The organism is Vibrio sp. 1CM23M, from assembly GCF_023161755.1.
Classification (GTDB): domain Bacteria; phylum Pseudomonadota; class Gammaproteobacteria; order Enterobacterales; family Vibrionaceae; genus Vibrio; species Vibrio coralliirubri.
This window is the reverse complement of record NZ_JALNTR010000003.1, coordinates 252,380-277,178: the sequence shown is the minus strand read 5'-3', so window position 1 is coordinate 277,178 and position 24,799 is coordinate 252,380. Positions and strand designations below refer to the sequence as shown.

General features: G+C 45.2%; 21 protein-coding genes. 14 read left to right on the top strand and 7 right to left on the bottom strand.

Translation table 11 applies throughout. From position 1 onward, the window contains the following. Positions 1-74 precede the first annotated feature (74 nt). Positions 75-1,100: an IS110 family transposase gene (locus MSG35_RS12205; RefSeq protein ID WP_248384050.1), complete on the top strand. Its 1,026-nt coding sequence runs from the start codon at positions 75-77 to the stop codon at positions 1,098-1,100. A 383-nt stretch (positions 1,101-1,483) separates the two neighbouring features. Here MSG35_RS12205 and MSG35_RS12195 read toward each other — a convergent pair whose 3' ends face one another. The 4 genes from MSG35_RS12195 to MSG35_RS12180 form a co-directional block, all read right to left on the bottom strand. Further along, positions 1,484-1,627, bottom strand: coding sequence for a hypothetical protein (locus tag MSG35_RS12195; protein ID WP_248384049.1), 144 nt, complete (start codon positions 1,625-1,627; stop codon positions 1,484-1,486). Further along, positions 1,620-2,357: a hypothetical protein gene (locus MSG35_RS12190; RefSeq protein ID WP_248384048.1), complete on the bottom strand. Its 738-nt coding sequence runs from the start codon at positions 2,355-2,357 to the stop codon at positions 1,620-1,622. Before MSG35_RS12190 ends, MSG35_RS12195 begins: the two co-directional genes overlap by 8 nt. Before the next feature lie 135 nt (positions 2,358-2,492). Beyond that, complete coding sequence (locus tag MSG35_RS12185) at positions 2,493-3,431, bottom strand: DUF4268 domain-containing protein (protein WP_248384047.1); 939 nt, start codon at positions 3,429-3,431, stop codon at positions 2,493-2,495. 341 nt (positions 3,432-3,772) lie between these two features. Then, on the bottom strand, positions 3,773-6,355 hold the full coding sequence (locus tag MSG35_RS12180; RefSeq protein ID WP_248384046.1) for a nitrate reductase: 2,583 nt from the start codon (positions 6,353-6,355) through the stop codon (positions 3,773-3,775). A gap of 472 nt (positions 6,356-6,827) precedes the next feature. Between MSG35_RS12180 and nirB the strand changes: the two genes are divergently transcribed. The 4 genes from nirB (at position 6,828) to MSG35_RS12160 (ending at position 13,372) form a co-directional block, all read left to right on the top strand. Continuing rightward, entirely contained in the window at positions 6,828-9,410 is a 2,583-nt protein-coding gene (gene nirB / locus MSG35_RS12175) for a nitrite reductase large subunit NirB (protein WP_248384045.1), read from the top strand. A 58-nt stretch (positions 9,411-9,468) separates the two neighbouring features. Next, positions 9,469-9,813: a nitrite reductase small subunit NirD gene (nirD, locus tag MSG35_RS12170; RefSeq protein WP_012600889.1), complete on the top strand. Its 345-nt coding sequence runs from the start codon at positions 9,469-9,471 to the stop codon at positions 9,811-9,813. A 142-nt stretch (positions 9,814-9,955) separates the two neighbouring features. Next, positions 9,956-11,425 carry a NarK family nitrate/nitrite MFS transporter gene (locus MSG35_RS12165; RefSeq protein WP_248384044.1) on the top strand — a complete coding sequence of 490 codons (1,470 nt, stop codon included), beginning with the start codon at positions 9,956-9,958 and terminating at the stop codon, positions 11,423-11,425. A gap of 156 nt (positions 11,426-11,581) precedes the next feature. After that, entirely contained in the window at positions 11,582-13,372 is a 1,791-nt protein-coding gene (locus MSG35_RS12160) for a bifunctional protein-serine/threonine kinase/phosphatase (RefSeq protein ID WP_248384043.1), read from the top strand. Positions 13,373-13,428: 56 nt separating this feature from the next. Here MSG35_RS12160 and cra read toward each other — a convergent pair whose 3' ends face one another. Continuing rightward, positions 13,429-14,433 carry a catabolite repressor/activator gene (cra, locus tag MSG35_RS12155; protein ID WP_050654049.1) on the bottom strand — a complete coding sequence of 335 codons (1,005 nt, stop codon included), beginning with the start codon at positions 14,431-14,433 and terminating at the stop codon, positions 13,429-13,431. Between the two features lie 385 nt (positions 14,434-14,818). Here cra and fruB point away from each other — a divergent pair, with 385 nt between their 5' ends. The 8 genes from fruB to MSG35_RS12115 all read left to right on the top strand — a co-directional run bounded on the left by fruB (position 14,819) and on the right by MSG35_RS12115 (position 22,640). After that, the gene (gene fruB, locus MSG35_RS12150; RefSeq protein WP_248384042.1) at positions 14,819-15,952 is read left to right on the top strand and encodes a fused PTS fructose transporter subunit IIA/HPr protein; all 1,134 of its coding nucleotides are present in this window, start codon (positions 14,819-14,821) and stop codon (positions 15,950-15,952) included. Positions 15,953-15,961: 9 nt separating this feature from the next. Beyond that, positions 15,962-16,939, top strand: a complete 978-nt coding sequence (gene pfkB, locus MSG35_RS12145; protein WP_248384041.1) for a 1-phosphofructokinase — start codon at positions 15,962-15,964, stop codon at positions 16,937-16,939. A gap of 15 nt (positions 16,940-16,954) precedes the next feature. After that, positions 16,955-18,697, top strand: a complete 1,743-nt coding sequence (fruA, locus tag MSG35_RS12140; RefSeq protein ID WP_050643963.1) for a PTS fructose transporter subunit IIBC — start codon at positions 16,955-16,957, stop codon at positions 18,695-18,697. Between the two features lie 202 nt (positions 18,698-18,899). Next, positions 18,900-19,505, top strand: a complete 606-nt coding sequence (locus MSG35_RS12135; RefSeq protein ID WP_248384040.1) for a hypothetical protein — start codon at positions 18,900-18,902, stop codon at positions 19,503-19,505. An 11-nt stretch (positions 19,506-19,516) separates the two neighbouring features. Further along, on the top strand, positions 19,517-20,428 hold the full coding sequence (locus MSG35_RS12130; protein ID WP_248384039.1) for a sterol desaturase family protein: 912 nt from the start codon (positions 19,517-19,519) through the stop codon (positions 20,426-20,428). An 8-nt stretch (positions 20,429-20,436) separates the two neighbouring features. Further along, complete coding sequence (locus MSG35_RS12125; protein WP_050712434.1) at positions 20,437-21,111, top strand: response regulator transcription factor; 675 nt, start codon at positions 20,437-20,439, stop codon at positions 21,109-21,111. After that, a complete protein-coding gene (locus MSG35_RS12120) occupies positions 21,108-22,400 on the top strand; it encodes a HAMP domain-containing sensor histidine kinase (protein WP_248384038.1) in 1,293 nt (430 codons plus the stop codon). Before MSG35_RS12125 ends, MSG35_RS12120 begins: the two co-directional genes overlap by 4 nt. Before the next feature lie 87 nt (positions 22,401-22,487). Beyond that, positions 22,488-22,640: a hypothetical protein gene (locus MSG35_RS12115; protein ID WP_009844874.1), complete on the top strand. Its 153-nt coding sequence runs from the start codon at positions 22,488-22,490 to the stop codon at positions 22,638-22,640. Between the two features lie 110 nt (positions 22,641-22,750). Here the strand turns inward: MSG35_RS12115 and MSG35_RS12110 are convergent, their stop codons facing one another. Both MSG35_RS12110 and yghU read right to left on the bottom strand, forming a co-directional pair. Next, positions 22,751-23,074, bottom strand: coding sequence for a DOPA 4,5-dioxygenase family protein (locus MSG35_RS12110; RefSeq protein ID WP_248384037.1), 324 nt, complete (start codon positions 23,072-23,074; stop codon positions 22,751-22,753). Between the two features lie 177 nt (positions 23,075-23,251). Then, positions 23,252-24,109 carry a glutathione-dependent disulfide-bond oxidoreductase gene (gene yghU, locus MSG35_RS12105; protein WP_050633091.1) on the bottom strand — a complete coding sequence of 286 codons (858 nt, stop codon included), beginning with the start codon at positions 24,107-24,109 and terminating at the stop codon, positions 23,252-23,254. A 285-nt stretch (positions 24,110-24,394) separates the two neighbouring features. Here yghU and MSG35_RS12100 point away from each other — a divergent pair, with 285 nt between their 5' ends. Then, entirely contained in the window at positions 24,395-24,739 is a 345-nt protein-coding gene (locus MSG35_RS12100) for a YajD family HNH nuclease (protein ID WP_017060876.1), read from the top strand. The last annotated feature ends 60 nt before the right edge of the window (positions 24,740-24,799 follow it).

Here is a 24,799-nt window from a genome sequence, read left to right as displayed (position 1 = left end):
CTAACGAATGACATGGACTCCCCCTCCCGAGGATCTGCCACACTTGTGTGGTACTTAAATGCATCGGAGGCACCATGTCTGATTATTCTTATTTCTGCGGTATCGACCTAGCTAAAAACCACTTTAGTCTTCATGCCGTAGACCAAAATGGTAAGGTCATACTTCATAAGTCGGTAACTCGCTCTAAACTACTGACTACAATAGCAAATATGCCACTCATGCGTATAGGCGTTGAAGCGTGTGGTGGTGCACATTATTGGGCAAGAACACTCAATACACTCGGTCACGACGCCCGTATTATGGCTGTTAAATACGTAATTCCTTATCGAACTAAGGGGAAGAACGACCTTAATGATGCAGTAGCTATCTGCGAAGCTGTTCAGCGTCCATCAACTCGCTTTGTACCCATAAAATCCCCCGAGCAACAAGCCATCCTATCGGCACATAGAATAAGAGAGCATTGGGTTCGTGAACGCACCGCGCTTATGAATCGCATGCGCGCCCTACTCTCTGAATTCGGGTTGATCATTCCTGTTGGCCGCTCTTCGTTAATAAAACACGTTCCCTTGATTCTGGAAGACGCAGAAAATGAACTGCCACACCTTGCAAGAACAGTGATTGCCAATGCTTATCACCACCTTGGAGAATTAAATCAACGTATCGCCGATACTGAACAAGTCTTCGATTCTTTTGCTAAGGTCAGCACTAATGTTCAACGAGTGATGAAGGTTCGAGGTATCTGGCCGCAAACTGCAACCGCGATACTCGCTTCGATAGTTAATGGCTCTCAATTTGATAAAAGTCGCGATTTCTCTGCTTGGCTAGGCTTAGTACCAAAGCAATATTCGAAGGGAGGAAAGCCTCGCTTAGGCCGGATAACCAAACACGGCGATAAATACTTACGAACACTATTAGTTCACGGAGCAAGGACCGTGATTGCCAACCTTGGCGACAAGCAAGATAAGTTAAGTCAGTGGTGCAGAGGCGTTCTAGAACGAAGAGAAATGAACCGAGCGATAGTGGCACTTGCCGCGAAGAACGCACGAATTATATGGTCGCTTTTACACAATCAAACCGAATATGAAAACTATGCTGCTTAAGTAGAAACCTAAGCAGCATAAAGAGTTAAACCCACCGGGTCATTGCAGACGCTAATGATGGAGATAGATTAAGACCACTTGCGGAGAGCCTGTTAATGCGGCGGACACACTAGATGTCATCTAACGAATAAGGCACCGCAGTCGCGCAAGTCATCAGGGCCACGACGTATGCGAATCGTCGGTAAGTAGGCCGAATGTAGAGCGGCAGTCCAAAACCCATCAACATAAGTTTAGCGGATGTTTGACAACCGGGGGAATCCATGTAGCCCTGTTAAGGTGTGAGCAACGCAATACCAAAGCCATCGCAACCACCTTAAACACTAAACGCAACGCATAGTAAAAATGCCACGCGTTGTGAATCAATCTTAAACAGATTGTTATATTTATTTTTTCTTGTCTGTCCCTGCCGGTTTTCGGTTTCCTATTACAGGCTTCATTCTTGAAGCTCCATCGACACTACCTTTTACCTTGCTAGTGTCATTGTAATCTTGTGGTTTTTGGTTAGAGCCAGAGTAGTTGTTAGCCATTACGTTTGTTCTCCACGTTCGGGGTTTTTGCTGTGGTATTTTGTGCGGATTGATTTGGTTTTGATGGTTTCGGTTTCATTGCGGATAAACCAGAGAAGCTTTCATTCAACTTTGACATTCCCGCAAAACTATCGTTGATTTGCACTCTAGTGGTTTGACTAGTTTTATTTTTATCTGACATTTCCTGCCCTTTTAATTGTGATTGAACCGAGGTAGATATACCTAGCACGAAGGATAATAATATACCCAAATAAAATGAGTAAATTGCTCTTTTATCATATTTCCGAAGCTGCACTTCAAGTTCACTAGCCTTGTCTGAATCAGTAGTGACTTCGATGATATACAATGCATTTTTTTCAAAAATGGTTATGACGTTAAATACACAAAATAAATAAGCTAACGCAGCTAGGATAAATGCCACATAAGCAAACGTACCCAACTTTTCAGCAAAGTTAGTAAAGGTAATCAAAAAGCCTAGCCCAGCAACAGACAGAGTTAAGATACTTTTGTCTTTTTCTAGTTTAGTATTATAAAATGACGCATAAGATTGACTATTGAACTCAACGTACTTTGCAACTTCGATTTTATCTGTTTCTAGCTGAGCATAGTCATCTTCAATTTGCGATTTTTGTTGTTCTAGCTGCTGTAGTTGCTGATCAAGCTCTCTTCGAATACGAAGTAACTCGGACTTGCTCCGAGATTCTCTAAGTTGTTCAATTATCTCTTGCACTATTAACTCTTACCTTGATACTCAACTAGAAATATAACGCCCATATTAAGCGGACGAGAATAGTTGGCTAAAATGTGGAGCGAAGCGAAACTGAGCCAACTGTTTGAGTTCCGCTTAAATGACTTGTTATATGCCTTAACGCAAATGCTGTCGCAACCTCTTTGAAAACACTTCTTTAAATTTCAGTAAGTTTTTGATGTGCCAATTATTTATTTCTTCTAATTGTTCATCGGCAGTAATTGAACCTTCACGATAGATAGCTATACGAGAAGCTCTTTTCCCATCAATAGGCTCCCACGATAATGGTATACCAAACTCAACTTCAATCTCAGACTGGCTTTCTTTTAAGTGCTGTAAGCATTCTTCATTTTGCTCCGAAGTGCCAAAGTCTATATAGAGCTCTGTACGAACTTTGTTGCCTTGACAGAAGTTTGCTCCATAATTGACTCCTGATATCCCTGATGCGAATGCGTACCAATTTTGAGGCTGACCAGCCTTTGCAGATGTAAAACGATGTTCCGTTCTCAAACTGTCAATTAAGTTTTGAAAATAGTTACGATATTTTTCTGATTTGGCACTCTGCTGCTGAGATGTATTATTTTTAGATTTGCTCTTTTGCCATTCATTCGGGAATACTACAGGCTTTAAATTAAACGCTGGCTTTGAATCATCAATTTGGATCACCTCAACAACTACAGCAAAGAATTGTGTTTCGCTGTCAGTGCGATGGTTTAACCAATCCAAAGCTTGACGATGTTCATCCCTAATTGTTTCCGCAACCCAAATAACATAAGAAGCATCAAAACCTGCTGCATATGTAAGTAACTTACCTAAATGATCGTGATCAGTTTGAGAAAACTGGTTTTCAATAATTACATTTTCAGCAGAACCAAGATCTTTAGCTAATATATCTAAAGAAAAATTACCAACGCTAGCCTCTTCCTCAACTAGTTCTAACTCTAAACCTACAGCTTCACCCAATTTCTCAATATTTTCAGCCAACCATGGAGTAAAATCTTGTGCTTCATGTGCCCAAATACTTCTAAGCGGTACCCTCTTTATTTCGCCAAACATTAATTTAAACTCCTATGTATGAAGGGCAACTAACAGCTATATTAGACAGAATAATTCTGCATTTTGTCCCTGAAACCATTCTGTCTAGTAATCTAAACAGTTCAGGCTCTGTCTAATAACCCATTTAATAACATCATCTTACCTACTTATCTTCGTATCAAACATGACTAAAAGCAGAAATTTTCCATATAGTTTCTGCAAAATGCAGAAAACTCGCAAATGTGTGAGTAAACCGCAGTTCAGGCAATGAAGGTTTTATCTTGGAAGTTGTATTCTCAAACAAAAACGCCGACATGATTGTCGGCGTTTTTGCTATAGGTATGGTGAGTGAAAGGTAATAACTACTTCGCCATGGTACTCAAAAACTCGGCTTCGAACTCTTCATCGGCTTCTCGGGTTAGGCATTCCACCAGCCAGTCGATGCTTTGGTGGTCTAGCTTACTGTTCACCACAAAGGCTTGCTTTACACCAGAGAGACCCAGCTTGGCAGAGCCGTAGTTCTTGAATGATTTATTGCCGTGGTAATGGAGTGATTTGATCGCTTCTGCGTTAGGTTCTGGCAAGGCATCGAGGGTGTTGGCAAGCTGAATCACCAGCTCCATTGGGTTCTTAGAGGAAGATATTCGATACAGAAAACCGCCCTCCACTCTTTGGCGCACCCAGTAATCAAATCCGCTGCAATCCATCACCTTATCACTGACCAAGGCGGCTTCACTGCGATAACCACAAGGCTCCACCACTACTGGGGTATGTTTGAATTCTGGCTGACCAGAGGCTGCATCGGTATGAGGCAAGATCAAGTCACACGGCTTGCTGTCTTTGGCGGTCGGTGCGTTCCAGTGGATAGGCATGAAGACTTGCTCGCGGCGCATCTCTTTGGTTACCACTAAGCGCGCTTGGCACTCGCCTTGTGCGCTGCGCACTTTCACCACTGGGTTTATAGTCGCGTGGTTGAAGGCATCTAGCCCAAATTCATCTAAACCAAGCTCTGCAACCGTATCTGGGTGCATGGCAACAAACGGCTCTGGGGTGTGCTCACCTAAACCCGCAGCCAAGCCTGTGCGGCTCATGGTGTGCCATTGATCTCGAATTCGCCCTGTGTTCATGATTAGTGGGAATTCAAGGCTGGTATCGGCAATCGGTTTGTCGTGCTCGACTGCAATAAACTGCGCTTTGCCAGATTCTGTAAAGAACTCGCCATTGGTAAACATGCGCTGCTCAATGATCTCTGGTTGATACTCTAGTACTGGCCATTGCTGTGGAGTGAGTTCGCCATAACCTTTCTCATCCAGTTGCGTGAGTCCAATTAAGCACAAGTCACGCGCTTTACCTGTTTCATTGCCGAGCGCTGTCATCTCGCAATATTCTTTGAAGATCTCACCTTCATGGCGGAACTCAAATTGCTCGTTGAATCCCATTTTTTGTGCGACTTCTTTTAATATCCACCAATCGGGTTTGGCTTCGCCTGGGCTTGGTAATACACGGCGTTGGCGTGAGATTCGGCGCTCAGAGTTGGTCACAGTACCCGACTTCTCGCTCCACCCTTGCGCGGGCAGCACCACATCGGCCAAGCGAGTGGTTTCCGTATCAGCAATACAATCAGACACCACCACAAACGGGCACTTCTCTAATGCGGCTTTGATCTTTTCACTGTCAGGCAAACTCACGACTGGGTTGGTCGCCATGATCCACACGGCTTTGATTTTGCCTTCATTCATGGCATCAAACAGGTCAATCGCTTTTAAACCGGCATGTGTGGCTAAGCTGTCGGTTTGCCAGAACTCACTGACGGTTTGGTGTGATTGCGGGTCACCAAATTCAAAGTGCGCCGCTAAGGTATTGGCTAAACCGCCCACCTCACGCCCACCCATCGCGTTCGGCTGGCCCGTTACGGAGAATGGCCCCATGCCCGGTTTACCAATTTTCCCAGTGGCTAAATGGCAGTTAATAATGGCATTCACCTTGTCACACCCTTGTGTCGATTGGTTCACGCCTTGGGAGTAAATGGTCAGCACCTTCTCGTTCGATGCAAACAAACTGTAGAACTGCTTTAGCTGTTGCTCTGTTAACCCTGTGAGCTCAGGAGCGCTTTTGTCGCCCCAGCCTGACTCGGTATAACGATATTGAGTCGCAGATCGAATCGATTCAGTAAAGCCTTGAGTGTGGTTTTCTATGTAGTCTGCATCTAGCTTGTCGTTATCGTCGAGGTAACCCAATAAACCATTGAACAACGCGACGTCTGAGCCTGATTCCAATGCCAAGTGAATGTCTGCAATTTCACAGGTGTCGGTATAACGCGGGTCGATGACGATAACTTTCAATGCGGGGTTGGCTTGTTTCGCGGCTCTTAGCCTTTGGAAAAGTACCGGGTGACACCATGCGAGGTTTGAGCCTGTAATCACGACTAGATCAGCTTGCTCGAGATCTTCATAGCACACCGGTACTGTGTCTGCGCCAAATGCTCGCTTATGCCCTACCACGGTTGAAGCCATACATAGCCTAGAGTTACTGTCGATGTTGCCACTGCCGATGAAGCCTTTCATCAGTTTATTGGCAACATAGTAGTCTTCGGTAAGCAGCTGACCAGATACATAGAACGCAACCGAATCGGCCCCATATTCTTCGATGGTTTGATTGAATTTGTCTGCGACCAACTGAGTGGCACTGTTCCAATCCAGCTCTTGTTTTTGCTCGTTCTGAATATAAGCAGGCTGTGTAAGACGACCTAAAGGCGTGACGGTGTCGCCGAGCGCAATCCCTTTAGTACAAAGCTTTCCATAGTTTGATGGATGATCTTTATCACCACGTACTTCTAGTTTCCCTAGCGATGTCGGTCTCGCTTCTATTCCACACCCTACACCACAATAAGCACAGGTCGATTTTATCCAGCCGCTGTTTGAATCGGTCATCCGTTTCTCGCTCAATTATCCATAATTGTAATAAGTAAAAACAAGCAAATAACACGCCACTTAATAGCAGCCGATGAATTGCAAATATTTTCATTTAAAAACAATAAGTTAATAAAGATACAAATATCAACAACGAACCAAACAGAACTTAACCAAGGTCGAAACTTAATTTTTGCACCATCTTGCAGAAAGTTGCACCACAAACGCTCATTTATATAAATCTAACAAAAAATTTACATACCACTTTAGGGGTAATTGCGTGCTACCTCGATTTTTTAAACCACTGAAAATTATAAATTAATTTTTATTTAAATGAACGAACCGTAATCTGGCATCCTCCTTGCTCCACTAAAAACCAAGACTTAGAAAAAACATTTTTGTTTTTCTTGATGATTATGAATTGAGTGGAATCTCAACCCGGTATTCATCTGCTAACGACTAGAAATTAGATGCTAGTAATGGTGACGCCGAGAATAAGGAATGGATTATGAGCAAGAAGAAAATCGTCGTTGTTGGTAACGGCATGGTTGGACACAAATTTATCGACAACATCCTGCAATCAGACAGTGATGAGTTTGATGTGATTACTTTCAGTGAAGAGCCAAGGCTAGCCTACGACCGTGTTCAGCTAACGGCTTACTTTAATGGTAAAAGCGCTGATGACCTGTCATTGACCAGTGAAGAATATTACCAAAGCAACGGCGTGAACTACTTGTTGAACCAGAAGGTTGCCAAGCTAGACACCGCCAATCAACAAGTCATCACTGAAAGTGGCCATGTTGAAAGTTACGACAAGCTAATCTTGGCGACGGGCTCTTTCCCTTTTGTTCCCCCTATTCCCGGTAACGACCAAGAACACTGTCACGTTTATCGCACCATCGAAGACTTAGACGCCATCGAGCTTTCAAGCAAAGGCAGCAAATCTGGCGTGGTGATTGGTGGTGGTCTGCTTGGTTTAGAAGCCGCAAACGCAGTCAAAAACCTTGGTTTGGAAACCCATGTAGTTGAATTCGCGCCTCGCCTAATGGCCGTTCAATTAGATGACGGTGGCGGTGCCCTACTGCGCAGAAAGATTGAAGACCTTGGTGTGCAAGTTCATACCGAGAAAGCGACCTCTGAAATAGTCGACGGTGAAAACGCTCGCTACCGTATGAACTTCGCCGATGGCACCCATTTAGAAACCGATATGATCGTATTCTCTGCCGGTATTCGCCCTCAAGATGAGTTGGCAAGAAGCTCTGATGTCGAGATTGGCGAACGTGGCGGTATTGTCATCAACAACCACTGCCAAACCAATATCGAAAACGTCTACGCAATTGGTGAATGTGCGCTTTGGGATAACAAGATCTTCGGCTTAGTGGCTCCCGGTTATTCGATGGCGAAAATCGCGGCTTCGCATATTGTCTCTGACGGTACTGACGACGCTGCATTTACGGGCGCTGACATGAGTACCAAGCTCAAACTGCTTGGCGTCGATGTTGCCAGTATTGGTGAAGTACATGGCAAGACGGAAGGCGCTCAATCGTATACCTACAACGATGAAATTGAGCAAGTTTATAAGCGCCTGATCATCTCGGCTGACGGCACAAAGATTGTCGGTGCAGTATTGGTCGGTGATGCAGAGGCTTACGGTTCGCTACTGCAAATCAAACAAAACGATATGCCCCTTCCTGAAAACCCATCGGTATTGATTTTACCTAACGTGGCCGATGATTCAGGTTCGGCAATGGGTGTTGAAGCTCTGCCGGATAGCGCTGTGATTTGTTCATGTTTCGATGTGACCAAAGGCGACATTAAAGACGCCGTTTCAGCAGGCTGCACCACGATGGCTGCATTGAAAGAAACCACTAATGCTTCAACAGGTTGTGGTGGTTGTTCTGCCCTTGCTAAACAGGTTCTCGATAGCGAGCTAAGTAACTTGGGTGTGGAAGTCTCTAACGATATCTGTGAGCACTTTGCTTATTCTCGCCAAGAGCTGACTGACATCATCCGCGTCAACAAAATCAAGACCTTCGATGAGCTGTTAGATTCTCACGGCAACGGATTGGGCTGTACTGTGTGTAAACCGGCAGTCGGTTCGATTCTGGCTTCGTACTGGAACGATTACATCCTTGAAGATCAACACATCGAGCTGCAAGACACCAACGACATCTACCTTGGCAACATGCAAAAAGACGGCACCTACTCAGTGGTTCCGCGTATTGCTGGCGGTGAAATCACTCCAGATAAATTGATCGTTTTAGGCGAAGTCGCTAAAGAGTTCGACCTCTACACCAAAATCACGGGCGGTCAGCGTGTCGACTTGTTTGGCGCACAGCTTAACGAACTGCCAATCATCTGGAAAAAGCTGATTGATGCAGGTTTTGAAACGGGCCACGCCTACGGTAAATCGGTTCGTACCGTGAAATCGTGTGTCGGTAGCACTTGGTGTCGATACGGTGTCGATGACAGTGTTGGCTTAGCGATTCGTCTTGAGAACCGCTACAAAGGCCTGCGTTCACCACACAAGATCAAATTTGCGGTTTCAGGCTGTACTCGTGAATGTGCCGAAGCGCAATCGAAAGACATTGGTGTTATCGCCACCGACAAAGGTTGGAACTTATACATCTGTGGTAACGGCGGTATGCGCCCTCGCCATGCCGACCTATTCGCCACTGATTTAGACGAAACCACACTCCTTAAATACATCGACCGCGTTTTGATGTTCTACACACGTACCGCAGACCGCCTACAGCGTACATCGGTTTGGATGGAGAACCTCGAAGGCGGCATTGAATACCTCAAACAAGTCGTGATTGAAGACAAGCTCAGCGTAGCTGAAGAGCTCGAAGCAGACATCGCACTCAACATCGAGAAATACCAGTGTGAATGGAAAACCACCATTGAAAACCCTGAGAAGATGAAGCGCTTCCAGCACTACATCAACAGTGAAGAAATGGACACTAGCCTCTCTTTCATCAAAGAGCGAGAGCAACGTTTTCCTAAGCCGAGCTTGAGTGATGCTTCGAATTCAAAACGCGATGAAAAGCTCGCTAAAGCAGACCAAATCGAAGTGACTGAGGTTTCATAAATATCATCAGGTTCATCAATAAAAATATAAAAACTCAATTTTAGACTAGGAGAAAGTCATGGAAAATTGGACAACCGTATGCAGCACCAGCGACCTAACCCCAAACGGGGGAATTTGCGCCAAAGTAGACGATAACCAAGTGGCTATTTTTTACTGCAAGCGCAGCGACACGCTTTATGGGCTCTCTAACTACGACCCAATCGGCAAGGCGAATGTGATGTCACGTGGTATAATTGGTTCATTAAGCGGAGAACCTTATGTGGCCTCACCCTTATACAAGCAGCATTACCACTTAGAAACTGGCGAATGTCTTGAACAGCCTGAGCTCAAGCTCGTGAAATTTGAAGTTCGCAAGCAAGGGGAACAAGTTCAAGTTCTCGCGCCGCTTGCTATCGCCAGTTAACTAAAACGCCGACACCATCATGCAAACGCTTATTGGCGTGCGCAATTTCGGCACAAGGTTTATGCACATTAAAGCGTTCGAAGTTCGGAAGTAACGCAGATGCACAAACCAGGTAATTTTCCAGATTTAAAGGATTTAAACCATGGATAACACTAAATTTTCGCTGCTTTCATTTACGGGTAAGATGAAGGTCTTACACCTAAGCTGGATGGCCTTTTTCATTACCTTTGTTGTGTGGTTCAACTTTGCCCCACTACTGCAAATGGTAAAAACTACGCTTGGTCTTTCTACTGAAGAGATCAAAACCCTCCTGATCCTCAACGTTGCATTGACCATTCCGGCACGTGTCGCCATAGGCATGCTAACCGATAGATATGGCCCAAGGTTGGTCTACTCTTCGCTACTCGCGGTCTGTTCGATCCCTTGTTTCATGTTTGCTTTGGCAGACTCTTTCATTCAAGCGGCAATTGCTCGTTTCCTACTAGGCTTCATCGGTGCAGGTTTCGTTGTCGGTATTCGTCTTGTGTCTGAATGGTTTCCACACAACGAACTGGGTACGGCAGAGGGTATTTACGGCGGCTGGGGTAACTTCGGTTCAGCGGCAGCAGCGTTTACCCTTCCAACTCTCGCTCTAGCGTTTGGTGGTGAAGACGGCTGGCGTTATGCGGTTGGTATTACTGGCGTAATGAGCTTAGCGTTCTCGTTTATCTTCTACAAAAACGTGTCAGATACACCAAAAGGTTCAACTTACTTCAAGCCTGCTCAAGTAACAGCAATGGAAGTGACATCAAAGGGTGACTTTTTCTTCCTACTTATTATGAAGATCCCTATGTATGCCGCTTTAGCGCTACTGACTTGGAAGCTATCACCAACCAACATCAACATGTTGTCTGACATGGCGGTTTACTCTGTGTATGCAGGTTTAGCAGCACTTTACGTGTACGAAGTGTCGCAAGTTTGGAAAGTAAACAAGAACGTATTTAAAGAAGAAGTGCCAGAGATTCACCAGTACAAATTCAAGCAAGTTGCGGTACTGAACGTATTGTACTTCGCAACATTTGGTTCTGAACTGGCTGTTGTTTCTATGCTGCCACTGTTCTTCTCTGAAACCTTTGAATTAACACCGGTTCTTGCAGGTATGGTTGCATCGGCTTATGCCTTTATGAACCTAATGTCTCGCCCAGGTGGTGGTTGGATTTCAGATAAATTCGGTCGTAAACCAACACTGCTTATTCTAACGATTGGTCTTGCTTTGGGTTACTTCGCAATGGGTCAAGTAGACAGCACATGGCCTGTATGGCTAGCGGTTGTCGCAGCGATGGCGTGTTCTTTCTTCGTGCAAGCGGGTGAAGGTGCGGTATTCGCAACGGTTCCTCTAATCAAGCGTCGTATGACAGGTCAAATTGCAGGTATGACGGGCGCTTACGGTAACGTGGGTGCGGTAGTTTACCTAACTGTGTTGTCATTCGTGAGCTACCAAACCTTCTTCTTAGTGATTGCTGCAACAGCGGTACTTGGCTTTGTAACTCTACTGTTCATGGAAGAGCCTAACGGTCAAATCGCCGAAGTAAACGACGATGGCAGTGTCACGCTGATTAATGTTTCAAGCTAGGAAGCATTGATATTATTGAATCGGGAGAAGCACCTTAGCGGATACATCAATGCTAGGTGCTTCGTTCAAAGGCTCTAAGTTCACTAGGGCTTTTGTTCTTCCTAGGATGTTCTGTCAAGGAAGCGGGAAGAAGAGCAGTTAAGAAGAAGACCAGTTATGACAATTTCATTCAGCCAAGGGCAAGTCATCGCGCCAGAATCCAACAACCAGTTAACGCTTAAGTTTGGTGGTTATTCGAATCAAGGCGTACGTGATGAAAACCAAGACGCCATCATTGTAAAACACCCCAAAACTCGCGCAGAGCAAGAGTTGAAAGGCAGTGTTGCTTGCATAGCAGACGGCGCAAGTTGCAGTGAACATGGCCAGAAAGCCAGTCACACCAGCGTGATGCAGTTTATCGACGACTATTACGCTACTCCCCAAAGCTGGAGCATCCAACGTTCGGCGCAAAAGGTCTTAACGTCCCTCAATTCTTGGCTCTTCAACACGTCTGTTTCTAATATTCATCCCGCGCAACAAGTGAACCACAATGCCCTCGTTTCGACGTTCAGCAGCGTGATATTAAAATCGAACACCGCACATATATTCCACGTTGGCGACAGCCGTATCTACTTACTCAGAGATGGAGAATTACGCCAACTGACCCGCGACCACACGCGTAAAAATATGGGGCAGAAGCATTATCTAACACGCGCCTTAGGCATGGATAACCAACTCAACGTTGACTATCAAACCTTGCCTATCAAGAAAGGCGACTGCTTTATCCTGACATCTGATGGCGTGCACGAGTTTGTCTCTCCCAACACCTTCAAGGAACACATCGACAAACCCGGAGCAGATTTCGAATACGCAGCGCAAAGCATCTGTAACACCGCTTTAAGCCACAATAGCTCAGACAACGTGAGCTGTTTGATTGTGCAAGTCAGCCATCTGCCTAAACCTTCGTTGATTGAATTCCATGAAAAGCTGGCTAAACGTGCCATCCCACCCGCTTTAAAACTCGGGCAAAGTATCGACAACTTCATGGTGATTGAGGTGTTGTATGCAGGCTCTAGAAGCCATGTGTATCGTGTGATGCAGAAAGAGACACAAACCGAGTTCGTGTTGAAAGTCCCTTCCGTTCAATATCACGATAGCCCTTCGCAACTCAGAGCTTTCTTTAATGAACAATGGGCGGGGATCCTGTTAAAAAACAAGAGAGTCATGAAGGTTTACCCTACGCCAGAGAACTCGCAATTCTTATACCAAATCTGCGAATGGGTAGAAGGCATCACGCTAAGACAATGGATGTACGACAATCCAAAACCGTCACTCAATGAAGTACGCGACATACTAGAAAAGATCACTCAAGGCATCCGAGTATTACAACGTGCAGACATGGTGCACCGAGACTTAAAGCCCGAGAACATCATGATTCAACGTGATGGTGAGGTAAAAATCATCGACCTTGGTGCGGTGTTAGTGAGAGGCCTTGAAGAGGGAGAGCTCACTGACAAGGACGACACACCATTAGGCGCGGTCAATTACATTGCACCCGAGACCATCAAGCACAACAGCGCGACCACCAGCTCAGATCTGTTCTCTATCGCTGTGATCGGCTATGAAATGCTAACCGGCGAACTTCCCTACTCTGAAATGACTGCCCAATCGCTTAAACAATCTCGCCACCATCAATGGGAATACCAACCCATCACTCAGAAACGAGTGGACTTACCCAGTTGGGTCGATTTGGTGTTACAAAAAGCCTGCGCGGAATCGCCAAGCGAACGTCATCAAGTGTTGGGAGATTTTGTGGCAGACCTTTACACACCAAACCAAAGCTTGGTCAAAAGCAAAGCCAAGCAACCTTTGATAAACCGAAACCCAATCCAGTTTTGGAAAGTGTTGGCCTTGTTGCTCGGCATTGTTGCCATTGTAGAAATGGGCTTATTGCTTAGCTCGAGTTAATTACAGGTTCGAGCTAAGTGCCCAAGTCCAACCTAGCTTGTGTAAACTAACTGGAATTAGCCTCGTTTTACTAAGCTTCTTGGTACTAACTCGATACCCGCTTGGTAACGTTTAGCAGACGCGTTCAAAGCAAGTGCAAAGGCGCTGTCTGCAATCACTTCAAATTGCTGTGGCAGTGAATGGACTTTAAAAGGTAAGAAATCCAATAAACGGTTATCACCAAAGGTTGCCAGCTTTACTTGGCTGATCAGCTCTGGTTTTTCGACCATCACATCCAACACACCTTCTAGTAAGGTATAAGACATAGTGACAATTGCATCAGGCACTGTGCCTTTGGCAATCCAGCCCTCAAAAATCTCACGCCCTGATTCTCTGTCAAAGTGCTCACCATAACCGACAACCATCGGCTTGTTTTCGGTTAGCCCTGTTTGTTGAGTATGTGCTTTATTCGCCGCTTCAAAACCCAACTGACGTTCTCGCGAAATGTTCAGATCAGGCAATGCGCCAATAAGACCAACACTATGAATGCTGTCATCAAGAATCGAGTGCGTCAGTTCAAATGCAGCCTCGAAATCTTCACTGATCACGCAGGCAAAGTGCTCATCATCTAAAGGACGGTCTATCGCAATAACGGGTGTGCCTGAGTTTTGCAACTTCAAGTAGAACTCATTGGCGTCTGGCATTGAGCTCGCCACTAGCAAGGCATCGATACGACGGCTAACAAGCGCTTCCGCAACTTTACGTTCAGTTTCAGCGTCATCATCTGAGCAACCAATCAAAATTTGATAACCCACTTTACGTGAGTTCTGCTCTATCAACTTTGCTAAACGCGCGTAACTGCTGTTTTCCAAGTCAGGAATAATCAAACCAAATGAACGGCTATTACCAGCGCGCAATGACGAAGCAGCATGGTCTGGTCGGTAGTTATACTCTTCCACCACTGCCATGACTTTCTGCTGTGTCTTTTCACTGATTCTGTATTTCTGCGCCTTGCCATTAATCACATAGCTGGCTGTGGTTTTCGACACACCGGCTAGTTTGGCAATCTCATCTAGTGTCATATGGGTGACCTGTATTTTGTGCGTAGGATCATATAACCAATCTTCTGATCCTTGGATTAGTTGAATTATATGCTGAATCGATTCAGTATAAAAGCTGAAAGGATTCAGCAAAATCTGAAAAGTGACTTCAATCATCCTTTTGAATGGATTGAGCGTCATTTGTCGTGATTCAGCTTCTTGTTGTTAACGAAACTGAAATTACGACACGCAGCAAAACTATTTTGAAAATCAAAATCGGCTTTGCTGAATTTTTTTACACTGAATGCTGAACCGATTCAGCCAATATAAAACAAAGAGTTAAGCAACGAGTTAAGCTCCATGAATCTTGCTCTAGACTGAATCGTAGCGATACACAAATTCTCAAGCGATACGCTAAAGAGGCACCATGCTTAAATTATCAAAATCTGACATCACTCTAGGCCAAACTGCCGAAGACAAATTCAAAGCAATCCAAAACATTGCTGGCGACCTGACAGCTAAAGGTTTAGTTGACTCTGGTTACGTTGAAGGAATGCTGAACCGTGAAAACCAGAACTCTACGTTCCTAGGTAACGGCATCGCGATTCCTCACGGAACGACGGATACTCGTGGCCTAGTAAAAGAGACAGGCGTTGCAGTACACCACTTCCCTGAAGGTATTGATTGGGCAGACGGCAACCGTGTTTACGTAGCAATTGGTATTGCAGCGAAATCTGACGAGCACTTAGGCATTCTTAAGCAACTAACAAAGGTTCTAGCGGCAGACGGTGTTGAAGAGAAATTAAAGCAAGCGAAATCAGAAGACGAAATCATCGCCCTACTTAACGGCGAAGTTCAGTTAGAAGCCGACCTAGACGCTTCTTTAGTTCAGCTACTGTTCCCTGCGAGCGACATGATTCAAATGTCTGCAGTTGCGGGTGGCCTACTTAAGAACACAGGTTGCACAGACAACGCATTCGTTGCTGACCTAGTAACAAAAACACCAACTCACCTAGGCCAAGGCCTTTGGTTGTTGGGCAGCGACAAAGGCGTAACACGCACTGGCGTATCTTTCGTTTCAACAGCGAACCATTGTGAATACGAAGGCACACCAGTTAAAGCATTGGTAGCATTCGCAGCTTGCAACAGCGCGCACCAATCTATTCTGGCAAACCTAAGCAAGATGGTTTTTGAAGGTAAACAGCAACAACTGTTAATCGCTGACGCAGCGCAAGTGATTGGTCTTCTGAAAGGTGAAGCGGTTTCTACAGCTTCTCAAGACGATGACAACTGCGCTGTATTCAAAATCAAAAACGCACACGGCCTACACGCTCGTCCAGGTGCAATGTTGGTTGCTGAAGCGAAGAAATTCGAATCAACAATCCGCGTGTCAAACCTAGATGGCGACGGAAAAGAAGTGAACGCGAAAAGCTTGATGAAAGTAATCGCTCTTGGCGTTAAACACGGCCACCAGCTTCAGTTTGTTGCTGAAGGTGACGATGCAGCACAAGCACTTGAATCGATTGGCAAAGCTATCGCTTCAGGCCTTGGCGAAGGTTAAGGAGTCGATATGTCTGATAAACAAATCAAAGCAGTTACCGTTACGCTAAACCCAGCTCTAGACCTAACTGGCGCTATCGACGCACTTAATGTGGGTTCAGTGAGCCTAGTAAACAAAGGCTCTCTGCACGCAGCGGGCAAAGGCGTAAACGTAGCAAAAGTACTTTCAGAGCTTGGCGCGAAAGTGACCGTAACAGGTTTCCTTGGTCGCAATAACGAAGAAGCGTTCTGCCAACTGTTCGAACAAATGGGCGCAGCTGACCGCTTCATCCGTGTTGATGGCGCAACTCGAATCAACGTAAAACTGGTTGAAAACTCAGGCCAAGTAAGCGACATCAACTTCCCAGGTGTTCCTGTTGATGCTGACGCAATTAAAGCGTTCGAAGAAACCCTATTAGAACTTGCTGAAACGCACGATTACTTCGTGATTGCAGGCAGCTTGCCACAAGGTATCTCTCCTGAGCTTTGCGCTTCTTGGGTTCAACGCTTACACGATTTAGGTAAGAAGGTGCTATTTGATAGCAGCCGTGACGCACTTAAAGCCGGTATCAATGCGCAGCCTTGGTTAATTAAGCCAAACGATGAAGAGCTGTCTCAGCTGTTCAACGCTGAACTCACCACACGCGACCAATGCCAACACGCGGGCCAAGCCCTAAGTGAAAAAGGTATTGAGAACATCGTGGTGTCACTTGGCGCAGAAGGCGTGATGTGGCTTAACCAAGGTGAATGGTTACATGCTCAACCGCCGCGTATGCAAGTAGTGAGCACAGTAGGTGCAGGCGACACCTTAGTTGCTGGCCTATGTTGGGGTCACATGCAACAGATGCCAAAACCAGAACTTATTAAATTCGCAACCGCCCTATCTGCTCTAGCAGTTTCACAGGTAGGCGTGGGCATCACCAGCCAACAAGAGCTGGATTCAGTACTACAAAATATCCAATTACAGTCGCTTAGTGCTCCAACTAGCCAGTTAGACACAAGCAAATAGGACAAAAGGTTTATTATGAATATTACCATTATCACAGCTTGCCCTAGTGGCGTAGCAAACAGCATCATCGCAGCAGGCTTGTTAGAGCAAGCGACAAAAGCACTGGGTTGGAACGCCGCTATTGAATGTCAATCAAGCGTGTTACCTGATTCAACTGTATCGCAAGACGCTATCGACAGCAGCGACGTTGTGGTTATCGCAGCCAACACCAACGTTGATAAAGCGCGCTTTGTCGGCAAGAAAGTATACCAAGCGGCTATCTCTGAATGCACTGCTGATGCAAAAGCATTCCTAGAGAAAGCGGTAGCAGAAGCAACAGTATTAGACGCTTCACAAGTTGAAAGCGCTGTTGAAGTAACTGGTACGTCACCTGCTACAGGTAGCAAAAAGATCGTAGCGATTACGGCTTGCCCAACGGGTGTTGCACATACCTTTATGGCCGCTGAAGCGCTTGAAGCTGAAGGCAAACGCCTAGGTCACCAAATTAAAGTGGAAACTCGCGGCTCTGTAGGTGCGAAAAACCAACTAACAGACCAAGAAATCGCAGACGCTGATCTTGTTATCATCGCAGCAGACATCGACGTTCCACTGGATCGTTTCAACGGCAAAGCGCTATACAAAACGACAACGGGTCCTGCGCTTAAGAAAACAAAGCAAGAGATGGAAAAAGCATTCGCAGAAGCTAAACCATACCAACACACTGCTTCTTCAAATTCAGCACCTGCTGACGAGAAGAAAGGCGTGTACAAGCACCTAATGACAGGTGTTTCTCACATGCTTCCAGTGGTAGTTGCGGGTGGTTTGATTATCGCACTCTCTTTCGTATTCGGTATCGAAGCGTTTAAAGAAGAAGGCACACTAGCAGCAGCATTGATGACTATCGGTGGTGGTTCTGCATTCGCACTGATGATTCCTGTTCTCGCTGGTTTCATTGCATTCTCAATTGCTGACCGTCCGGGTCTGGCTCCAGGTCTAATTGGCGGTATGTTGGCTAGCTCAACGGGTGCAGGTTTCCTAGGTGGTATCGCAGCAGGTTTCATTGCCGGTTACGCAGCGAAATTCATTGCCGATAAGGTTCAACTTCCACAATCCATGGAAGCCCTCAAGCCAATCCTGATCATTCCGTTTATCGCGAGTTTGTTCACTGGTCTTGTGATGGTTTACATCGTGGGTGGCCCTGTTTCTGGCGTGATGAGCGCAATGACAACTTTCCTAAACAACATGGGAACGTCTAACGCGATTCTTCTGGGTGTGATTCTAGGCGCAATGATGTGTTTCGACCTTGGTGGCCCAGTAAACAAAGCGGCTTACACATTTGGTGTTGGTTTACTGGCTTCGCAAACTTACGCACCAATGGCAGCTATCATGGCAGCAGGTATGGTTCCAGCTCTAGGTATGGGTCTTGCGACTTTCCTAGTGAAAGACAAGTTTGAAGCGGGCGAGCGTGAAGCGGGTAAAGCATCATTCGTTCTTGGCCTATGTTTCATCTCTGAAGGTGCAATCCCATTCGCAGCGAAAGATCCAATGCGTGTTATCCCAGCTTGTATGGCAGGTGGCGCACTAACTGGCGCTCTATCAATGATGTTTGGTGCACAGCTGATGGCTCCACACGGCGGTCTATTCGTACTACTGATTCCTGGTGCTATCTCTCCAGTACTGATGTACCTAGTGGCGATTGCAGCAGGTACAGCAGTAACAGGCTTTGGTTACGCGGCTCTTAAAAAGATGAGCGATTCTAAAGCAACTGCAGAGGCTTAATCCCCCAAGCTCTTTAATTTAGAGCGCTCCTGATGCATTGATAATTTCAATGCAACAAATAAAACAAAGGCTCCTCATTTGAGGAGCCTTTTTTAATGAATCACCAATACTCTCTGACTAAAACAATCCCCCACGGTTACCTTTTGTTTACCTTGGCTCCTTTACTGTCCTTGATAAGAAAAATGAACAACAAGGAAAGAGCATGAAATTATTCGCTTCAATACTCACGACTGTCGGTATTACTGGCGCAGTTTGGGGGCTATTACATATTCAGCCTGCGATTGCGGATGCATCGACAGCGCAGCCAATAACTAAGTCATCAACGAACAAGTCATCAATCGACAAACAGCCAAAAAACAAGCCCGTTGAGATAAAACAACAAGCGACTGCATACTCAACCTATCTACAAGGCTTAAGCAAAACCATTTCTTTAGAGGATGTGCCTGATCTGTGGGTCGATTTCTATCAAAACCTAGAAGCAAATGATAAGGAGATCGGACAGCAGCAGAAAGTCATCGTCGTCTATCAAGAGATCAGCTCTGATTTCAGCGAAGCAACGATCACCATTGGCTTCCCAACTCAGCAATCAATATCAAATAAAAACAAGCCCTTAATTAATATTCCGAGCAAAGCCGGAGGTACGCTTCTGCTAAGTAAAGGTGAACATACAGAACTAGAATTAGCGCAAGCTTGGGAAGGTATCGCGATTTTAAAAGAAGTGGACATGGTCATAGAACACCACCAACTGAATCAGCATGGGTTGCCAGATTCTAGCGAGTTATACGTCTACTATAAGAATGGTCAGTAAAGGATTAAGTTATGGATTTCACTATGGATAGCATTGGGAATTTTCTCTCTCAAACATTCACAGAAACAAGCATCATCCTTACCGAGACTTGGGTAGATGATAATTTTCTACTGCTTGCTTTGGCTCTGTTTATCTTTGAGCTTATCCGCTATGCCTTTAAGAAAAAGCTCAGCTGGAATATGTTGGGTGACAGCACGACCAATTTAGTCACCTTATTCTTCTTATTGGTTACTGTCTTCTTTGTCGGGTTAGCTTATGTTGGTGCTTTTGTTTACGCCTACGAGAATTTCAGTCTGACTCAATTGCCAATATCCGGTTGGACAATTCTTGGTTGCTTGATCTTGGCCGATCTCGCTTACTACTGGGAACACAGGTTCTTACACAGTAATGGCTTAGCATGGGGAACGCACTCAGTTCACCATAGCTCGCCTTACTTTAATATCTCGGTTGCTTACAGGTTTGGGCCTTTAGATTGGTTCTTCCCATTCTTCTTTCACTTGCCGTTGATTCTGCTTGGTTTCAATCCGTTTGTGGTGCTGATGTGTGAAACCTTTGTTCAACTGTTTCAGACACTGCTGCACACTGAAACCGTCAAACGACTACCCCGCCCTATTGAAGCCGTGTTTAATACGCCTTCACACCACCGAGTACATCATGCGACCAACAAGCAATATCTTGATAAAAACTATGCTGGCATCTTCATTATTTGGGACAAGATGTTCGGTACCTTCGCTAAAGAAGAGGAAGAAGTCAGATATGGCGTGTTCCCTAGAATCAACTCTGTGAACCCATTTAAGGTATATTTCCACGGCTACGTTAAACTGTGCCAACAGTTATGGCATGCGCCAAATTGGAACTACCGATTACAACTTCTTATCCAGCCGCCTATCTGGGCTTGGAAAAGAGAACGAGAAACAAAGTAAGGACACTTATGAGCATTAATGCCCTGTTGATTGAAGACGACAGCGACTTAGCAGAAGCCATTGCAGACTACATGGAGCTCGACGGTTTCGAATTCGATTTTGCTTACAATGGCAGTGCTGGGCTCAATCTTGCGCTAGAGGGGCGTTATGACATCATCTTAACGGACATAAACATGCCCAAAATGGACGGACTTGATGTCTGCCAATCTCTTCGACAACAAGGCGTTACCACCCCGATTCTCATGCTGACGGCGAGAGACACGCTACAAGACAAAATCGCCGGGTTCGAGGTAGGTTCAGATGACTATCTAGTGAAGCCTTTTGCAATGGAAGAGCTAAAAGTACGGTTGATGGCATTAGTGCGGCGCGCTCAAGGCTCTGTAACTTCGTTGTCTGTGGCAGACCTCAAGCTGGACTTAGACAAGCACCAAGCTATTCGAGGCGGTAAACTACTGAAGCTATCTCCAGTGTGTTGGCGAATGCTCGTAATGTTAGTGCGAAACAGCCCTAACGTGGTGAGCAAAGCCAAGCTTGAGGAAGCATGGGAAGACGAAATGCCAAGCTCTGATAGCATGAAAGCACACCTGTTTAAACTACGCCAAGTGGTCGATGCACCCTTTGATTCAAAGCTAATCCACACGGTTCATGGCATTGGTGTTGTTTTACATGGGGAGTCATCATGAAGCACCCGAACATGAATCGAGTAAGTATCAAGCGTGATATCTACCTCTACCTGTTTGGCATCGTCGTATTACTCACAGCCATCTACAGCTTGATGGTGTCTCAGAGCTATCACATCGGTCTCAATGAATCGGCAAAATATGGATTCTTATATGAGTTGGAAGTCGCAGAGCAGCAATACATCGAAACAGGGCAACTGCCAGACTACCAAAACCCAACATTCCAAGCCTTTCTAAGCTATTCAGATCTGCCCGCTAAGTTCCAACAAACTTTTGATTGGAAAGCATTTGATAACGATGCAATTTATGAACACTACGAGCTTTCATCGAACAGCGAGTCAGGTCAGTACCTCTACGCAGCCAAGCATCCGATATCAGGTAGCGAAGAAGCGCTATACATCATTTCTGAATATGATGAAGCGATCTACTTGAATCTGTTCGAGCTGAATCCACCTGATTCTGTCGCTCAAATTAACAATGCCTTTATCGCTATCGGTGCCCTTTTACTCTTGGTATTTTTGATCATTCGCCTTCTGATACATCGAGTCACCAAACCCATTATTACCCTATCAAAATGGTCTGAATCTCTGGATGTGGGCAACACAGAAGGGCTGACTCAATTTCGCTATAAAGAAATCGACCAATTAGCTTCACAACTGGTTAAAAGCGTACAAGGTGAACGCCAAGCTAATGAGCGTGAGAGCTTTTTCTTAAGAGCCGCAAGTCACGAGCTAAGAACACCGATTGCCACCATTTCAGCCAGTGGCGATATGCTGGTTCGATTGTCTGAAAGCATTCCCAACAGCGGCCAACGAGCGGTCGCAAGAATCCAACGTTCAGCCTCCAACATGAAAGCCTTGGTAACAACACTGCTGTGGATGAGTCGCAATAGCGAGATAGAAACCAACTACGAGCAAATCAAACTAGAACCTTTGATCGATAACATCATCGAAAGCCAACGTTACCTTCTAAAAAACAAAGAGGTAGAGGTCTACACCAAGGTCGACCCAGGCGAACACTCACTTCCCAGCGAGTTAACCGAGGTTGTGCTCACCAACTTGGTACGAAATGCATTCCAACACGGCGGTAGCGGAGATATCAGCATCACGCTTGCAGCAAACCAGTTTGAGGTGAGTAATCGTTTGGAAGATAAACACATGGCAAACGACTCTGATCAACAAACCTCATTTGGAATCGGCCTAGAGCTAATAGATCGCGTTTGTCAGAACCAAGGTTGGCAGTTTACTCATGAAACTCACAACAATGAGTTCGTCGTTAAAGTCATGCTGTAGCAATTTTCTGAAAGGTTAATTGATGGTGACCAAAAGTTTACCTTGGCTTGGTTATGCTAGTCGCACAATCTAGTAAGGAGTTATGTTATGGGCACTTGGATTTTAGAAACACTATTGTGGGCAGTGGTAACCGTGGCGGTTTGTGTCGCGATTTGGGGACTGTACTTACCTAATATCTTAATCGCATTAGGTGTGTCGGTAGCAGTATCACTGTTATTGGGTAATAGCTGGAGAAGCTAATTATTTAAGGAAGAACATAGTTCAAAACGTTAGTGAGTATTGGCACACCCGACAGCAGCGATATTGACTAAGTGCGTTGATTAGGCACGTACTGTCGGGCGCGAATTAAATTAGCTACTTAGTGTTTCTTCAAAGACACCCAGTTCACGACCAAGCCATGTCGCTCTTACTGTGTGATCCAAAGTTTCTTCACCGCCAGTCACAGGGTGAATAAGCACCGACATATCACCGCGTTCTTGCTCAAGCCATTCAACAATACCCGACTCTTTGTTAGCAAAGTGAATCTCAAACATCGGCATCTTATGTGGACCAACCAAACGATGTATTAATGGGAAAACCTCTAATACATCTTTACGTTCCGATAGAATTTTCTGACGCAGTGTTTCTGCCTGCTCTGCAAAACGCAGAGGGAAATAGATATGACCGTGGTACATGGCACCATCCTTTAGAATTATGATGTCGCGATTTTATACCTAAACCGCATTCAATAGCTAAGTCTTAATAGATGAACTTGATTGGTGAGGGTCGATAAGAGAGAAAAACTAGAGTCTGTTATTCGAAGTAATCAAAAACAAACTCTAGTTATGTACAGCGAGTTAGTTTTCAAGCGACTAAGGCTTAAGCTTTAAAACTCGGTCAATATCTTCTGCAGAATGACGCTCTGGTACTTGCTCCCACTCTTCGCCAAATGAACGGTTAACCACTCGGCCGCGTTGGAAACCTTCACGCGCTTCTAGCTGCTTCGCCCAGCGCACAACGTTGGTGTAAGACTCAACTTGTAGGAATTCGGCTGCATCGTAAATTTTGCCTAGCACAAGGTTGCCATACCAAGGCCAAATCGCGATATCAGCGATGCTTAGCTCGTCACCCGCCACAAATTCGTTATTTGCTAACTGTTTGTCTAACACGTCTAGCTGACGCTTAGCTTCCATCGCAAAGCGGTTAATTGGGTACTCTTGCTTTTCATCCGCGTAAGCATAGAAGTGACCAAAACCACCACCTAGGAATGGTGCAGAACCTTGTGCCCAGAACAACCAGTTAATTGTTTGTGTTCTTGCTGCCCCCTCTTTTGGTAAGAAGTGACCAAATTTTTCAGCTAGATGCATCAAAATAGATGCCGATTCGAAAACATTAACGTCTTCGTCACCAGACTTGTCGACAAGTGCTGGTATTTTAGAATTTGGATTCACGCCAACAAAGCCAGAAGAGAACTGATCAGCCTCACCGATGTTGATCAAGTACGCATCATATTCAGCTTCTTTAACACCCGCCGCTAACAACTCTTCCAGCAAAATAGTGACTTTTTGACCGTTAGGTGTGCCAAGAGAATACAATTGAAAAGCATGGTCACCAACAGGAAGCTCTTTATCAAAGCGAGCTCCAGATTCAGGACTATTGATGTTTGCCCATTTGTTACCACCAGCAGTATCGTTAACCCAAACTTTTGGCGGAGTGTATTGTTCTGACATGATATTTCCTTATTAATATAGGGTCTCACAAACTGATATTAGGTCACATGTCTGCGGTTAAAACCCCTGAATACGATTTATTTTCAAACTGTTAAGCATGGCTTATTCCAGAAAGACATAACCCGCTTAAGCGTTGGTGTGTGTAAAAGATAAGTCCGTATTCAAACTTCAGTCTAATATCGGAAAATCCCCCGCATCATTTAACAATGATTTACGAACGACATACCGACAGCTTCAAGAAAGCTGTGATAAAATCGGGATATTACAATTGATAAGGATTTGGCAATGTCTTCTGATTTCACAGGTTCGAGTGCAGCGTATGCTCGCCAAGAGAAAGGCTACCGTGAAAAAGCACTAAAACTGTACCCTTGGGTTTGTGGGAAATGTGCGCGTGAATTTGTTTACTCAAACCTCCGAGAGCTTACCGTTCACCACGTGGATCACGACCATACAAACAACCCTGAAGATGGCAGCAACTGGGAGCTACTGTGCCTGTACTGTCACGATCATGAGCATTCAAAATACACTGACCATGAGCGTTATGGTGTGGATGCAAAAGCGAGTTTAGATGATCATCAGTCAGCGACACACAACCCGTTCGCCGATCTCGCCAAGATGATGAAGAAGTAACACACCTTCAGAGTTGCCTTTGGTAGATGGTAACTGCTAGATAATAGATAAATAACAAGA